A 16,861-nucleotide genomic window follows, 5' to 3' on the forward strand; every position below is an offset into this window, starting at 1 on the left:
ACTATGGTATAAAAGGGTATTGAGAATTTATGAGAGGTTATATGGTCAACAACCATTTTAAATATTACCCCAAAATTTTGCAAATGTCAATATAGATAAACATTATGCGACAGTGTGAATAAAATAAAGCAATAAAAATGATGAATATTGTAATAGATTGGCTTTATATCTTTATTTATTTGTTTAAAAACAATATAAGTTTTTATCATATTTTTTACTTACTGTTTATATAAATAAATAGTAGGTTTTTATGGGAGGGAGATACAATTATGGATATGGAGTTGATTAGAGAAAATATAGAATGTGAACAGCTGTTAACAGAAAATTTTTGTGATACAGTAGTTAAATCTGAATATGTTATACCGGATACGCATCCTGATGTTAGTCAGGTATTAATGCTTGATGCTAAACCATGTATTGTAAGTAAAGAAATAATGCAAGACAAAATTTTGGTAGAAGGAGAAGTAAAATATACAGTAATTTATTTGGCAAATGAGGAGGAAGGTACAGGGATTCATAGTACAAATTATACAGGCAGGTTTTCTAATTATGTAGATGTACCTGGAGCTGAACATAAGATGATGTGTGATTGTGATTCTTATATTGAACATATAGAATGTAGTATAGTTAATGAAAGAAAGGTAGCTATCGAAGGAATTATAAAATTAAAAGCGGAAGTATTTAAGAATTATGATTTTAAAGTTATAAAAGATATTACAGGTTCTCAGGACATGCAAATGTTAAAAAACCCTACAACTATGGATAAAATAGTTGGTACAGTTTCGGGGGATTTAGTAGCAAAAAGCCACATTGAAATTCCTATGGATAATCCTCAGATAGGCAATGTATTGAAATGTGATGTTAAGGTTCATAAAAAGGAAACTAAGATTATGGAGGAAAAAGTTTCAGTTTCTGCTGGGGTATTAGTATCACTGCTTTATAGAGCAAAGGATTCTAAAGATATAATATATATTGAGGATGATGTTGATGTAAATAAGGAACTAGAATTAAAAGATGTAAATCCTATGATGGACAGCTATAGTAGTTTTAAAGTAGATGCAATGGAGTTTAATGTAAAGGAAGATGATTTAGGAGAAAATAGGATAGTTGATGTAGAGGCTATAGTAAAATCAAATACAAAAGTTATGTATAAAGAAGAGATGGATATAATAGAAGATGCATACTCACCTTATGAACTTATGAATATGGATAGAAAAGACTATCAAGTTAATGTTATGCATGGACATTCTAATTGCAAGAGCATGGTAAAGGGTACTGTTGAACTAAGTAATAAACCTAAAGTATCAAAAATAATTATGTGCTGTGGAGAAGCTTGCATTACAGATAAAAAAATAGTAGAAGATAAGGTAATTGTAGAAGGAGTTTTAAATGTAGAAGTATTATATAGAACTTTTGATGAGGAAAAGTATGTATACACAGTTAATGAAGAGGTACCATTTAATTATGGAGTAGATATACCAGGATGTAAGATTGATATGCAGTGTATAGCAAAAATGTGTCTTGAAAACTTGGAGGCCTCCATTGAATTGGATAATATAGAAATAAAAGCTTTAGTAGATATATATGCTAGAGTTAATTATTCAACACATAAAGAACTTTTAGTGGATATAGTTCCTGTAGAAGGAGAGATTCCTAAGAAAAGTGCAAGTCTTACCATTTATGTTGTGCAACATGGGGATACCATTTGGAAAATAGCGAAAAAGTATCGTACAACAATAGAATCATTGGTAGAACTTAATGAAATAGAAGATGCAGACGTGGTAAAGGTGGGAGATAAACTTATAATACCAGGAAGAGCCATAATATAAAAGTATTGCGAAGCAATATTTTTAAGAGGACAGAGGACAATTGACAGAGGACAGTGAAGGAGGATTTTTCTCCGCTGTGCTGTGAAAAATCTTTAATTAAATTTTCAATTACTTGTTTCACTAAAGTGAAACATTGTTGATTTATATAAAATTTGAAGCTTCTTTTGCGTTAGCAAAACTCACCTTCATTGTCCTCTATCCTCTGTCAATTGTCCTCTTGAAAAAGTTGCATTGCATTATGCTTAAAATAAAAACTATTAACTTATATTTGGTACGCATAAAATCGTGGATTTCCACGATTTTTTTGTGTGTATAATAATTAAGAATGTGGTAAATATATAAAATATCTATGAAATAATTTTTAATTTATAGGTGAATTTGTTTATATAAAAATTTTACTAGTTAACTTTTGAATAGCTTATTTAAACATTTAGAAGAATTTATCTCTCTGCTTAGCATAAAATATGAGTATTAAAGTAATAACTGTTGGATGAAGAGGAGGCATATGATTTGAATTTGGAAGAAAAATTAGAGGGAAATTTAATAATAATAGGTGGTGCAGAGGATAAAAGGGGTCCTAAAGTAATATTGAAGGAAGTATGTAATAGATTAGATAAAGAGGAAAATACATTAGTAATAGCTACTATTGCTTCAGAATTACCAGAGGAACTTGGAAATGAATATACAAAAATTTTTCAACAATTGGGAGTAAAGAATATAAAAGTTTTAAATATAAGAGATAGAAAAAGTGCCTTTGATAAGAATAATATAGAAGTAATAGATAATGCTTCTTTAATTTTTTTTACAGGAGGAGATCAATTAAGGATCACTAGTTTAATAGGAGGAACGCCTTTATATACAAAGATGAAAGAAGTTTATGAGAAAAAGTGTATATTTGTAGGAACTTCAGCAGGAGCTTCAGTTATGAGTGATACTATGATAGTAACAGGACCTAACGAAGAATCACCAAGAAAATGTACGTTAAAAATGGCACCTGGATTAGGTTTAATTAAAGGAGTAATAATAGATCAACATTTTGCACAAAGAGGAAGAATAGGTAGATTACTTGTTGGAATAGCAGAAAATCCCCAAAGTTTAGGAATAGGTATAGATGAAGATACTGCAATTGAAGTTTATGATGATGGAAAGTTTAAGGTTATAGGCTCTGGAGCTGTATATATAATAGATGGAAGTTGTATAAGTTATAGTAATGTATCAGAACAGCATCCAGATGATATATTATCTATCTTTGATGTGAAATTGCATATACTTAAGTGTGGAGATATCTTTGATTTAGCAAATAAAAAACCCATTAGTAAATTTGATATTTAAATATAGGAGGAAAATATATTTAAAAATGAAAATAGACGAGATTAAAGTTTTTAGTGGTAGAAATATATATTCTCATAGAAAATGTATAAAAATTAATGTGGATTTAGAAGGATATAGGGATATTCAAACTAAGGAAATAAAAAATTTTAATGAAAGATTAATTGAAATGATTCCTCAGTTAAAAGAACATAGATGTGGTATAGATGAAGATGGAGGGTTTGTAAAAAGAATCAAAGAAGGGACATATCTTGCACATGTGTGTGAACATATTATAATAGGGTTACAAAACACTTTAGGTATGGATGTTTCTTATGGAAAGGCTAGAGAAATATCTGGAGATAAATATTATATAATATATGAATATATGTATGAAAATTTGGCAATAAAAATAGGTAAAATAGCTGTAGCGTTAATAAATTCATTAATAAATGGAACAACATTTAATTTAGAAAATGATTTAAAATTGTTAAAAAGTATGTTAATAGAGGAAGAGATTGGACCAAGTACATTAAGTATAATAACAGAGGCTAAAAAGAGGGGTATACCTACTATAAAATTAGGGGAAGGTAGTATGTTTCAATTAGGCTATGGAAAGTATAGTAAAATCATAGAAGCAACTATTGATGGCGATACTAAAGCTATAGGAGTGGATATAGCTTGTGATAAATTATTGTGTAAAGAACTGTTATACAATCAATGTTTACCTGTAGCAGAAGGTGGTGCTGTAAGGAACGCCTTGGAATTGATGTTTAAAGCAAATAGAATAGGATATCCAGTAGTTTTAAAACCGAGATATGGAAACCAGGGTAAAGGTGTATTCGTTAATATAAAAAATGAAGAAGAACTTGTTAAAACCTATAGAATGTTATCTGAAAATTTTAAGGACATAATTATTGAAAAAAATATATTTGGAAAAGATTATAGAGTATGTGTTGTAGACTATAAAGTAGTGGCAGTATCTGAAAGAATACCTCCTTATGTCATAGGGGATGGAACAAAAAGTATAAAACAGCTTATATATGAATTGAATAAAGATTCAAAAAGAGGAGAAGGTCATGAAAAACCACTAACTAAAATAAAAATAGATGAAGAATTGAAGTTAAGTATTTTAAAAAAAGGTTATAATTTAGATAGTGTTATAGAAAAGGGGAAAAAATTAGAATTAAGAGAAAAGGCTAATTTATCTACTGGTGGAGAGGCAATAGATTGTACTGATGATATGTGTGAAGAAAATATAAAAATATGTGAAAGAGCAGCCAAAACCATAGGGCTTGATATATGTGGGATAGATATATGTTGCAGTAATATAAGTGAACCTATAGGAGATGGAGCTATAATGGAAGTAAATGCAGCACCAGGCATAAGAATGCATCATTATCCAAGTAAAGGTTTAAGTAGAAATGTAGCAGGTACTATAGTGGATATGATGTTTAAGGATATTCCAACAAGCATACCGGTTATATCTGTTACAGGTACAAATGGAAAAACCACAACAACGAGACTTATAGGACATGTGATGACTTTAGCAGGATATAATGTTGGAATGACCACCACAGGAGGTATATATGTAGACAATAAATGTATAGAAAAAGGTGATACTACAGGGTATAATAGTGCAAGAGTTATTCTTGGTAATAAAGAAATAGATGCTGCAGTATTAGAAACAGCTAGAGGTGGCATAATAAGAAAAGGACTTGCCTATGATTTGGCAAATGTGGGCGTTATTACAAATATTACTGAAGATCATTTATGTATAGATGGAATAGAAACTATAGAAGATTTAGCATATGTAAAATCATTAGTTGCAGAAGCAGTAAAGGATGATGGATATGTAGTTATAAACGCAGATGATCCTGTTAGTCTTAAAATTTTAGGTAGAATTAAAAGTAACATAATTATGTTTTCCAAAAATAAGTATAACCCTGCACTTATACAAAATATAAAACAGGGACAATGTGGCATATATACACATGAGGGTACTATGTATGTTGAAAAACAAGAGCAAGTAGTACCTATGGTAAAAATTCAGGATGTGATGATTACACTAAATGGTAAGTTAACATATAACATAGAAAATGCTATGGCTGCTTGTGCGGCACTTATAGGACTCAATATTAAGTATTCTGTTATAAGGGAAGGATTAATTAGTTTTTATGGAGATGAAAATTATAATCCAGGAAGATTTAATATGTATGAAATAAATGGAGTGAAAGTTGTATTAGATTATGGTCATAACATAGAGGGATATAAGGCTGTAATTAGTGGAGCTAAGGAAATAAAACATAAAAGATTAATAGGAGTAATAGGTGTGCCAGGAGATAGAACTAATAGTAGTACAGAGTATATAGGTGAGATTTCAGGAAAAAGCTTTGATTATATTTATATTAAAGAAGATAAAGATAGAAGAGGAAGAAAAGTAGGCGAAATTGCAGATATAATAAAGAAGGGTGTTATAAAATCTGGTTTTAATGAAAGAAAAATTAATGTTATATTAGATGAGAAAGAAGCTTTAGAAAAGGCTATAGAGGATTCAATAGAAGGAGATTTAATTATAATATTCTTTGAAAATTTAGATCCTTTAGTAAAGCTAGTAAAAGAAAAAATAAATATGGATAAAAAGCAGCTTGCGGCAACATTTTAGACAGACGTTAAATCCAGTAAATAAAAGCTATACCTTTAAAAATAAATCTTTAAAGGTATAGCTTTAATTTTGATCTTGTATTATACTATTTTTTAGTATTATATTTATGTGCTTCTGGAGGATAGAAATGTTAATAAAGGCTTATGCAAAAGTTAATTTATCATTGGACGTAGTGGGAAAAAGGGAAGATGGTTATCACACTTTGGAAATGATAATGCAGACTATAGATTTATATGATTTAATAAATATTAAGAAAACTGATAAAGGTATTAATATAAGTTGTAATAAGCAGTATGTACCTACGGATGAGAGAAACTTAGCGTATAAAGCAGCAGATCTTTTTATGAAAACTTATGATATATGCGAGGGCATAGATATTTACATAAAGAAATATATACCTGTTGCAGCTGGGTTGGCAGGAGGAAGCACAGATGCAGCAGCAGTGTTAAAGGCTATGAGAAATATGTATAGGCCTGATATAAGTGATGAAAAGATTATGAAATTAGGATTAAACATAGGAGCAGATGTACCTTATTGTGTTGTTGGAGGAACAGCACTTTGTGAAGGTATAGGAGAAAAAGTTACAAAACTTAATAGTTTTAAAAACCACATTTTAGTTGTGGTAAAGCCAGCTTTTGGAGTATCTACTAAAGAAGTATACAAAAATTTGGATATAAATAAAATAAAGAGGCATCCTGATACAAATTTGTTAATATCAAGTATAGAAGCTAATAATTTAAATATGTTAGCAAGGAATATGAAAAACGTGTTAGAAAACGTTACTTTATATAAACATGTAGTATTGAAAGATATAAAGAAAGAGATGATTAATATGGGGGCACAAGGTGCACTGATGAGTGGTAGTGGACCTACAGTATTTGCATTTTTTAGTGATATGTTAAAAGCTCAATTGTGTTATGATAAAATGAAGAAAAGATATAAGGAAACTTTTATAACAAGAACAATTTAGATGTTAATACTCAATAAGGAGATATGTAAAATTAGAAATTAATTTCTAGTTTTATATATCTCTTTTATTTTTCTATTATGAATAAATAGTTTTATAAAAGTTAAAAATAAGCTAAGATTACCTAAAAAGTTAGAGGTGATACAGTGAGAATAATTAAAATATTTAATGGTTATTTTTTGATCTTGATGATTATACAAGGATTAGTACTAGCTTTTTTTGATTCAAGAAGTTTTAGTAAAAGTAATTTAAGAGATGTAAGTAAAAAGGCAAAATTTTTAGGTATAGGTTTTATTATAATATCTGTTTGTATTTACTTAGTTAACACATTTACAGTGTAGAGGCATACTCAAGTTTCTGTATTAATTAATTTAAGGAAGTGGTGACTGTTGAAAGAAGAAATAAGAGATGAGATAGTTAAAAAAGTTAGTGATAACATTTCTTATATAAAAGATTTGTTAGAAGGAAGCTCTGATATAGTTTATAGGGAATTTTACATAGGAGAATTTAATTCTGCGTTAGTATATGTAGATGGTATGGGAGATAAGAAACTCTTAGATGATTATGTGCTAGAAACACTTATGATTAGAGGAAGTAGGGTAGCAAAAGTAGAGGAAATAAAAAATAGAATACTAACAGTTTCTGACTTGAGAGAAGTAAAAAAACTTAGTGAAGGTATTAATGCAGTACTTTCTGGTGATACATTAATGTTCATTGAAGGTCTTGAAATTTGTTATATTATATCTACTCGTGCTTGGCCAGCTAGAGGTGTATCAGAACCATCTGGGGAAACAGCAATAAGGGGAGGCAGAGATGGATTTACGGAAATTGTAAGGTTTAATACTGCGTTGATTAGAAGAAGGATAAGAGATACTAGATTAAAAATATCACCTAAAAGCATAGGAACAAGATCCAAGACTGATGTTGCAATAATGTATATTGATGATATTGTAAATAAAGCTGCGCTGGAAGAACTTACAACAAGAATAAATAAAATAAACATAGATGCTGTATTAGATAGTGGTTATATAGAGCAACTCATAGAAGACAGTACATTTTCTGTATTTCCACAAATACAGAGCACAGAAAGGCCAGATGTGGTAGCAGCAGCATTATATGAAGGAAGAATAGCTATATTAGTAGATAATTCTCCATTTGCAATTATAGTGCCTACAACTTTGCCTAATCTATTTCAAACACCAGATGATTATTATCAAAGATGGATTCATGGATCAGTAGTTAGACTTATAAGATTTTTTTCAATAATTATATCGTTAGTACTTCCATCATTATATGTTGCAGTTACATCATTTCATACATCTATAATTCCTACAAAATTGGCTTATTTTATTGCAGCATCTAGAGAAGGTGTACCTTTTCCAGCTTTTGTAGAAGCACTAATTATGGAGATAAGCCTTGCCTTTTTACTTGAGGCTATAGCAAGATTGCCTAAACCCATAGGAGCAACTATTGGTATAGTAGGTGGTCTTATAATAGGTCAGGCAGCTGTAACAGCTGGAGTAGTAAGCCCTATAATGATAATTATAATATCTATTACCGCAATAACGAGTTTTACAACTCCTAATTATGAAATTACATCGGCTTTTAGAATATTGAGATTTCTACTTATAATAGCATCATCAATATTAGGCCTTTATGGAATGATGATAGGGCTAATATGTATACTTATACACTTAGTAAGGCTTAGAAGTTTTGGAGTACCTTATTTATCACCACTAGTTAATCCTCGAATAAGTGATTTCAAAGATATGTATATAAGGTTTCCATTAAAATGTTTTAAGAAAAGACCAGAATATATGGATACAGGAGATAAAGTACGACAAAAATAGAGGTGAATACATTTTATGATTAATAAAAATTTTATTACGTCTTATGGACTATTTTCTACAATTGTTGTGGCTATTGTAGGAATAGGAATATTTGCTTATCCTAGTGAATTAGCTGCTATTGTTGGTAATGATGGATGGATTGTAACTTTATTAGCTGGATTCATAGCTTATGTGCTAGCATATCTTATATATAAAGTAGTTAAGCTCAACAATTTTAATAAATTTTTTAACTTAATGGAAAATAATTTTGGAAAGATATTTGGGGGGATTTTATCAATAATTTTTGTAGGGTATACTACATTTTCAATGTCAATAGGAATGAGGTCTTTTGTAGAAGTAATAAAAATGTATCTTCTAGAAAAAACACCTACTGAATTTTTGGTTGTAGTAACTATAATTACAGGGAGTTATCTTATAAGAGGTGAAATTGATAATTTAGTAAAATTTAATGAAATTGCCTTTGGAATAATGTTTTTACCTATATTTTTAGTACTGTTGTTAACTTTAAATCATTTGGATTTTACAAATATTTTTCCAATATTCAACAACGCCCCAATGAACTACTTGAAGGGGATGAATGCTGCAGTATTTACATTTACAGGATTTGAATTGATGTATTTATTCTTACCATTTGTAAGAAACAAAGCTGGAATAAAAAAATGTATTTTAAAAAGTATTGGTTTTGTAACAGTATTTTATACAGTTATAGTAATATTTTGTATAGCAATTTTTTCGAAGGCTCAAACAGAAACTTTGATATGGCCAACTATAACCATGATAAAGTCTATAAATATACCTGGAGCTTTTGTAGAAAGATGGGAAGGTATAGTAATGGCTATGTGGATAATATTTTATTTTACAACCTTCATTAATTATTATTATTTTTCTGCAGATATAGTTAAGGATGTATTTAGGTTAAAAGATGTAAAATTGTCAATGGTAATTATAATTCCTTTCATATATGTTATAGCAATGTATCCACAAAATGTAGCTGAGCTTTATGAAATAGGAAAAATAGGAACACATGCATTTGCATTATATGTTTTGATTGTACTTCCTTTATTATTACTTTTAATAAATAAAGTTAGAGGTAATCAAGAAAGGGGAGCTGAGCAAAATGAAACTTAAAAAATTTGTACCATTAGTATTGATTTGCTGTATTTTTACTGGATGTTGGGACAAAGTTGAAATAGATAGAAAAAGTTTTATATCTATTATAGGTGTAGATGCTGGGGAACAAATAGATAAAAAACCTAAAGAAGTAAAGTCAGATGATCCTTATAGTGGTGTAAATGTTAAAAGACTACATGTTATTTTAGGATCTCCAGATATAAGTAAACTAGGACCAGATAAGGGTGGAACAGCTGAAGACATATATATAGACACAGATGCTTATTCAATGGAAGATGCCATAAGCAAGGCTAGTGCTAAAACCAGCAGGATTATAAAATTTAGTCATATAAAGCTTTTGATATTAAGCAGTGAAATTTTACAACACCCAGATACTTTGAAAGAGGTAGTGGATTATTTGCAAAGGCAGGCTTCATTGGATAGGATGATGAATGTAATTATAGCAAAAGGAAAAACAGAAGATTACATAAAATATAAACCCAAAACAGAAAAGAATGTTGAAAGTTATATAACTGGTTTAATGGAAAATGATGCAGGAAATGCAGTGTTACCTGTAACATTGAATGAATTTCTTGTTTCATTAAATGAAAATGGTAATGCAGTATTACCAGCTATGGAGATAGATAAAGATAAAAAAGAACTAAAAATGAGTGGAGCTGGTATAATAAAAGACTATAAATTGAAGGGGTATTTATCACCTATACAAACTGTTAATTTACAAATATTAAAGGGCAAACTTCATGGAGGTAAGAAAGCAATATATAAGGATGGGCATCCTGTGGATGTTTCTTTTAACAGTACGGGTAGAAAAATAAAAGTAAAGGATGTTGATGGAAAACTTATATTTAATGTGTATGTTAATTTGGAAGGAGAACTAAAGGAGTATTATATAGGTAGTAATTTAAGTTCCAAAAATGAATTGAATCTTATAGAAAATGATTTTAATAAATCACTAAAGGAAGAATGTGAACAGTTAATTAGAATTACTCAAAATGAATTCCAAGTTGATCCCTCAGAATTGAAGGAATATGTAAGAAAGTATCATCCTGAAATTTGGAGTCAAAAGAAGAAGAATTGGCCTGAAGCATATAAAAATTCAGTAATAAATGTTGATGTAACCACAAAGATAAGAAGAATAGGAGTATCAAAATAGATACAGCTTTTGAAATTAGGATAAATATGGTTAAGGTGAATATAACTAAAATATGTGTCAATAATACTAATAACAAATTATAAATGGGGGATAAAAATTATGAAAAAGGTTTTAGTTATTTTTATTTGTATTTTAGGCATATTTTCCTTAACTGTTAATAAAACAAAAGTAAGTGGTGATTCTGTTCAAAAAGACATAGCTTCTAAAATTATAAGATTTCATGTAATAGCAAATAGTGATTCAAAAAGTGACCAAGCTCTTAAATTAAAAGTTAGAGATAAAGTTTTAGAATATATGCAGCCAAAATTAAAAAATTCCAAAAGTATAGATGAATCCAGAGAAATAATTAGAAAAAGTAACAATGAAATAATAACAATAGCAGAAGATGTAATAAAGGAAAATGGATACAGTTATATGGTTAAAACCACATTATCCAATGAGAACTTTCCTATAAAAACCTATGGCAATATAACATTGCCACAGGGGAAATATGAAGCCTATAGAATAATTATAGGAAATGGTGAAGGTCAAAATTGGTGGTGCGTAATGTTTCCACCTTTATGTTTTATTGATATTACAAAAGGAGAAGTTTCTTATAAGGAAACAGAGAAAGATATGAAAAAGGTGTTATCTCCTGAGGAGTATAAAATGATAGATAATCAAATAATCAATTCTGGTGATAAAAATAATATAAAAATTAAGTTTAAAATTTTAGAATTATTAAAAAATAAGAAAAGTCCAGTACAATAAATACTGGATTTTTTAGTTATTTGCAAAAATTTTAATTGCTGTTTTCATAAAGTATTCTTCAACAGATTTAAAAAATGTTTTAATATTGTTATCTTTTTCATAATCTTTATTAAAGTTTTTTAAGCCTGAAACGCTTTTGTTTTTTATTAAATATTTTATGAGTTCGACTATTTTATCGCCACTATCAGGCTTTGAAAATTTACTGCAGTTTGTTTTCATAGCTGTCAATTTATCTTCAAACTGTAATAAATTTTCTATGATTTCTTGACATTTACTAGTATCGGATAAATTAATAGCTAAATTGTGATCTAAAAGAAACTCTGCATTTTTTTCTTCTTGCCCTGGAATTGGAGAAAAAATTCCTAAAGGGATTCCGCATATAAGAGCTTCTGTTATTGTAAGCCCACCAGGTTTAGTTAAAAGTAAATCACAAGCTTGCATATATTTATTGACTTTGTCAGTAAATCCTATTATTTTAGTAGGTTTAATTGAAGATTGTTCTAATGTTGATAGTTCATTATAAAGTTTTTCATTTTTACCTGTTATTACAATTATTTGGATATCTTTATCTACTTTATTAAGTTCATGATATACATCTGTAATTTTACCCATACCTAAACTCCCACCCATAACTAGGATAGTAAATTTGGAAGGGCTCAAGTTTAATTTCTTTAGAGTGTCATCCTTTTTATATTTGTCCATAAAGCTAGGGTTTACAGGTATACCTAAATCGTGAATTGTGTTTCTTGGTATTCCTTTGGATACCATGTCTTCAACCATGTCTTTGTTTGAAACTACATAAGCATCTATGTAAGAATGTAACCAAGATCCATGGGGATAATAGTCCGTGATTATGGACATAACAGGTATATTTAAATTATATTTAGCTTTCATTATAGATACCATTTCTGTTGTAAATGGATGAGTGCATATCAAAATGTTAGGAGAAAATTCATCAATTAATGGTATTAGTTTGTAAGTCATTATTTCATTAAATTTAGCACTAATAGTATTAGTAATTCCATAATCTCCTTCTGAATAATTATATAATTTTCCATAAAGAGAAGGAGTAACTTTTAAAGTTTTCAAATAACTTCCAATTACTACCTTATCAATTATCGGATTTATATATTTTAATGTATCTATAATTTTTATTTCTGAATCAGGAATTTCTAAATTTATATAATCTTTTAGTGCTTCTGCAGCATGACCGTGTCCTCCGCCGGCAGAAACTGAAAGAATCAAAAATTTCATTTAATCACCTTCTGGTTAAGTATGTAATAACATTATATAAAATATAAGAGCAATAATAAACAAGTTTAGATAACATTTAAGAAAAAATTAATATAAGTAAGAAAAATTTAATGTTAAGATAATATGTTTATATACTATATATTGTAATTCAAAAGTTTATTTATAGTTATAATTTTTTACTATTATTTAATTTATTTTTGACTCTAAAATATGGTTTTATTCATAATGTTTAAGAAAATAGCTACATAATGAATAACAATTAATTAAATATGGATAATATAAATAAGTTGTATTTAAAATAAGTATTTTAGGAGGAGTTTTTATGAAATTTACTAGAAAGAGAATAATATATACATCTGTAGTTGCATTAATAGTAGTTTTTTCAAGCACTTTTGCAATTCTTATGACCCTCGAAAGAACGGATTATAGGAATTACCTTCAAGGCGAATATAGTAAAAATATGTATGACCTTATAAATTCAGTGCAAAACATAAGGGTAGATTTAGGAAAATCAAATGTGGTTGGATCTAGGGAGCAAAGTATAGTTGTATTTGAAGATATATTCAGATACTCAGCTATAGCAAATGATAAACTTCATTCTTTACCAATATCCCAACAGGTTATAGGTGATACAAGTAAATTTATATCTCAAGTAGGAGACTTTTGTTATACTTTAGCTAAAGTATCTTCCGAAGGAAGAGAACTAAACGAACAAGATTATAATACTATAGACAGGTTGAAGAACGAATCTTTTTCATTGGAGAAGCAATTAAAAACAGCATCTGATGAAATAAATAATGGTAAGGTTAAGTGGGGAGATATAAGAAAGAAAACTAGCAGTGTTCTTGCTAGTAATAAAGAACCATTAATAAGTGAACAGTTCCAAGGTATACAAAAACAAGTAACTCAATATCCTGCATTAATTTATGATGGACCATTTTCAGATAATACTTTAAAAATAAATCCTAAAATAAATTCTCAAAAGCAAATTTCACAAAAAGAAGCAGAACAAGTAGTTACTCAAATTATAGGCAAAGACAAAATTCAAGCTGTACAATTAAAAGCTAGTACAGGAAAACAAAATATAGACACATATAGATTTCAAGTAACTATTAAGGGGAGAAAGAATAGTGATATAATTTGTGAAATAAGTAAACATGGTGGAAAGGTAGTATATTTGCTTGATAATAGAACTATAAATAAGACTAATGTAGACTTTAATAAATCTGTTGATATTGGAACTAAGTATTTACAAAACATAGGATATAAAAATATGATTCCTACATATACGCTAAATTACGGAGACACTGCTCTAATAAGTTATGTATACAGACAGCAGAATGTTATAATGTATCCAGATCAAATAAAGTTGAAAATAGCTTTGGATGACGGCAGCATAGTAGGAATAGAATCAGAAAAGTATCTTACATCTCATGAAGAAAACAGAAATATACCTACACCTAAGATAAGTGGAGATAAAGCGAGAGAAAGAGTAGGTAAAAGGCTTAATATAACTAATGTAAGACTTGTTGTAGTTCCAACAGAAACAAATAAAGAAGTATTATGCTATGAATTTTCAGGAAATTATAAAGAGGATAATTTTATAGTATATATAAATGCAGAAACTGGATATGAGCAAAAAATAGTTCAAATTATAAATACTCCAAATGGTAAACTTACAATGTAAACAATATATAACCTAAAATTCTTTATAGTTTTGCAAAAAATATATGATTAAGAAAATTAATCTATTGATAAAGTGCTGAAAATTAACTAAACTATTACTTAGAAGTTTTAAAAATAAAAGTAGGACTAATTTTATAGTCCACAGGAAAGGTGATAGTATGACAAAAGCACTTGCAATGATGTCCGGAGGATTAGATAGTACATTAGCAGCAAAACTTATGAAGGATCAGGGAATAGAAGTAATAGGAATATGTTTTAAGTCTCATTTTTTTGGAGCTAAAAATGCTATAAGGATGGCAGAACAGATAAATATTCCTTTGGAAGTTGTTGATTTTTCAGAAGAACATTTTAGTATGGTTAAGAACCCAAAACATGGGTATGGAAAAAATATGAACCCTTGCATTGACTGTCATGCAATGATGATGAATTATTCAGGTAAAATGCTAGAAAAGTATGAAGCTGATTTTATAATAACAGGTGAAGTTTTAAATCAAAGGCCTATGTCTCAAAATAAAAGCTCATTAGATGTAGTAAAAAAGGAATCTGGATTTAGTGATAAAATATTGAGGCCATTATGTGCTAAAAATCTTGCTCCAACAAAAATGGAATTAGAGGGATTAGTTGATAGGGAAAAACTTATGGACATATCAGGAAGAAGCAGAAAGGTTCAAATGGAATTAGCAGAAAAATGGGGTATAAAGGATTACCCATCACCAGCTGGAGGCTGTAAACTTACTGAGCCTAACTATGCAAAAAGATTAAGGGACCTTTTAGATAAAAAAGAAGATATAATTGCTAGCGATTTAGGAGTTTTAAAATATGGAAGACATTTTAGAGTGTCAGAAAAAGCTAAAATTATTTCTACAAGAACTGCAGAAGAAGCACAAGAAATAAAGCAATACTTAACTAAAAAAGATATGATATTTTTGGCAAAGGATTTTAATGGCTCTATGGTTATAATAATAGGAGAAGCAACTGAAGAAGATATAGAATTTGCAGCAAAGATTACTGGAAGGTATTGCAAAGGAAAAAATGAAGAAAAAATAGAAATTAAATATGGATATTATAAGCAACCTTTGGATAAGTTTATGGAAGTTAAAGCTGCTACTGAAGAAGAAATAAATAAATATATATTACCATAAATGATGAAGTTAAAGGTTATGTTTTAAAGGCTAGTACTATGGAGGGGGGGGTTTTATGAAAAAGAAAGCTATTATATCTGTATTAAGTAAGCAAACAGAAGATACAGATGATGTTATTGAAGTAGTAACGCCAGGAAACTTTTATAAAAAGGATAACACCTATTATGCTATTTATAAAGAAACTAAAATTTCGGGAATGGAAGGTACTACAACTACATTGAGAATAAGTGAAGATAAATTCTCACTTATAAGATCAGGAAGTACTACTAGTAAAATGGAATTCTATAAAGGAAAAGAAGATATATCTATGTATGATACTCCTTATGGAACATTAGAATTGAAAACTCAAACAAACAAATTAATTGTTAATTTAGATGATGATGGTGGAGAAGTATTTATAGATTATATTATGAGTATATCTGGACATAAACCTCAAAATACATTATTAGAAATAAATATAAAGACGCAGCAATAATAGTATGCTGCGTTTTTTTACTTTAATTACACATTAAGGTTTATAAATTGAAGATTATGGCAATATTATTACTAATTATATAAACAAAATAAGAAGGTGAGTATTATGTCTAAGTATTTTAATGATAAAAGGGAACAATATGAAAAGATAATAAATATTTTATGTGAATACAAAGGCATAAATAGAGAAAAATTATTAGAAATATTAAAAGATAAAGAATGTAAATATCTTTTTTTTCTATTGATAAAAAAGTATGGATGTGATGACACGAAGATGATACAACAAGACTTTCCAAGCATAAATACAAAAAACATAAATAGTAATTTTAGAAAAGCAAGAGAAAAGATATTGTTAAATACAAAGATAAGAAATATGTATTTTGAAGCAGAAAATGTATTAGAAAAAATAGAATAAAATATTTTTTAAAAGAAAGATAAAAAAAAGTGTGGCATAACAAATAAAAATGTGGTAGTATATTAAGTATGTTTTAAAACATAAAAATACCATTATATAATGTATAGGGTATTTTTTATTATAAAACTAATAAAAAAGTTTGTCAACAAATATTTTAGCATAATTGAATAAAAGTTTAACATAAGCAGCAGACTTATATTTATAGTTTGCTGAGGAGTGGTTTTCTCTCAAAGTAAA

General features: G+C 28.5%; 14 protein-coding genes. 13 read left to right on the forward strand and 1 reads right to left on the reverse strand.

The features are described 5' to 3' along the window. The first annotated feature begins 269 nt into the window (after nt 1-269). The 9 genes from Q6H37_RS00825 (at nt 270) to spoIIR (ending at nt 11,653) form a co-directional block, all read left to right on the forward strand. Nucleotides 270-1,829 (forward strand): DUF3794 and LysM peptidoglycan-binding domain-containing protein, encoded by a 1,560-nt coding sequence (locus Q6H37_RS00825; RefSeq protein ID WP_318738730.1) that lies wholly within the window; start codon nt 270-272, stop codon nt 1,827-1,829. 516 nt (nt 1,830-2,345) lie between these two features. Then, the gene (locus tag Q6H37_RS00830; protein ID WP_318742886.1) at nt 2,346-3,161 is read left to right on the forward strand and encodes a cyanophycinase; all 816 of its coding nucleotides are present in this window, start codon (nt 2,346-2,348) and stop codon (nt 3,159-3,161) included. A 25-nt stretch (nt 3,162-3,186) separates the two neighbouring features. Continuing rightward, nucleotides 3,187-5,802: a cyanophycin synthetase gene (cphA, locus tag Q6H37_RS00835; RefSeq protein ID WP_318738731.1), complete on the forward strand. Its 2,616-nt coding sequence runs from the start codon at nt 3,187-3,189 to the stop codon at nt 5,800-5,802. A 127-nt stretch (nt 5,803-5,929) separates the two neighbouring features. Further along, nucleotides 5,930-6,772: a 4-(cytidine 5'-diphospho)-2-C-methyl-D-erythritol kinase gene (gene ispE, locus Q6H37_RS00840; protein WP_318738732.1), complete on the forward strand. Its 843-nt coding sequence runs from the start codon at nt 5,930-5,932 to the stop codon at nt 6,770-6,772. A 143-nt stretch (nt 6,773-6,915) separates the two neighbouring features. Continuing rightward, nucleotides 6,916-7,110 carry a CLC_0170 family protein gene (locus Q6H37_RS00845; RefSeq protein WP_318738733.1) on the forward strand — a complete coding sequence of 65 codons (195 nt, stop codon included), beginning with the start codon at nt 6,916-6,918 and terminating at the stop codon, nt 7,108-7,110. Nucleotides 7,111-7,158: 48 nt separating this feature from the next. Then, nucleotides 7,159-8,619: a spore germination protein gene (locus Q6H37_RS00850; RefSeq protein WP_318738734.1), complete on the forward strand. Its 1,461-nt coding sequence runs from the start codon at nt 7,159-7,161 to the stop codon at nt 8,617-8,619. A gap of 15 nt (nt 8,620-8,634) precedes the next feature. Continuing rightward, complete coding sequence (locus tag Q6H37_RS00855; RefSeq protein WP_318738735.1) at nt 8,635-9,747, forward strand: endospore germination permease; 1,113 nt, start codon at nt 8,635-8,637, stop codon at nt 9,745-9,747. Continuing rightward, nucleotides 9,737-10,903: a Ger(x)C family spore germination protein gene (locus Q6H37_RS00860; protein WP_318738736.1), complete on the forward strand. Its 1,167-nt coding sequence runs from the start codon at nt 9,737-9,739 to the stop codon at nt 10,901-10,903. Before Q6H37_RS00855 ends, Q6H37_RS00860 begins: the two co-directional genes overlap by 11 nt. A 99-nt stretch (nt 10,904-11,002) precedes the next feature. Then, nucleotides 11,003-11,653: a stage II sporulation protein R gene (gene spoIIR / locus Q6H37_RS00865; RefSeq protein ID WP_318738737.1), complete on the forward strand. Its 651-nt coding sequence runs from the start codon at nt 11,003-11,005 to the stop codon at nt 11,651-11,653. Between the two features lie 12 nt (nt 11,654-11,665). Here the strand turns inward: spoIIR and Q6H37_RS00870 are convergent, their stop codons facing one another. Next, the gene (locus Q6H37_RS00870; protein ID WP_318738738.1) at nt 11,666-12,907 is read right to left on the reverse strand and encodes an MGDG synthase family glycosyltransferase; all 1,242 of its coding nucleotides are present in this window, start codon (nt 12,905-12,907) and stop codon (nt 11,666-11,668) included. A 322-nt stretch (nt 12,908-13,229) separates the two neighbouring features. Here Q6H37_RS00870 and ypeB point away from each other — a divergent pair, with 322 nt between their 5' ends. From ypeB to Q6H37_RS00890, 4 genes are all read left to right on the forward strand, one after another. After that, entirely contained in the window at nt 13,230-14,594 is a 1,365-nt protein-coding gene (gene ypeB, locus Q6H37_RS00875) for a germination protein YpeB (protein ID WP_318738739.1), read from the forward strand. 157 nt (nt 14,595-14,751) lie between these two features. Continuing rightward, nucleotides 14,752-15,735 (forward strand): tRNA 4-thiouridine(8) synthase ThiI, encoded by a 984-nt coding sequence (locus Q6H37_RS00880; protein WP_318738740.1) that lies wholly within the window; start codon nt 14,752-14,754, stop codon nt 15,733-15,735. A gap of 55 nt (nt 15,736-15,790) precedes the next feature. Further along, on the forward strand, nt 15,791-16,210 hold the full coding sequence (locus Q6H37_RS00885) for a DUF1934 domain-containing protein (RefSeq protein ID WP_318738741.1): 420 nt from the start codon (nt 15,791-15,793) through the stop codon (nt 16,208-16,210). Nucleotides 16,211-16,315: 105 nt separating this feature from the next. Then, on the forward strand, nt 16,316-16,624 hold the full coding sequence (locus tag Q6H37_RS00890; RefSeq protein WP_318738742.1) for a ribose-5-phosphate isomerase: 309 nt from the start codon (nt 16,316-16,318) through the stop codon (nt 16,622-16,624). The last annotated feature ends 237 nt before the right edge of the window (nt 16,625-16,861 follow it).

It is taken from the genome of Clostridium sp. JS66 (assembly GCF_033561535.1).
GTDB lineage: Bacteria > Bacillota > Clostridia > Clostridiales > Clostridiaceae > Clostridium_AM > Clostridium_AM carboxidivorans.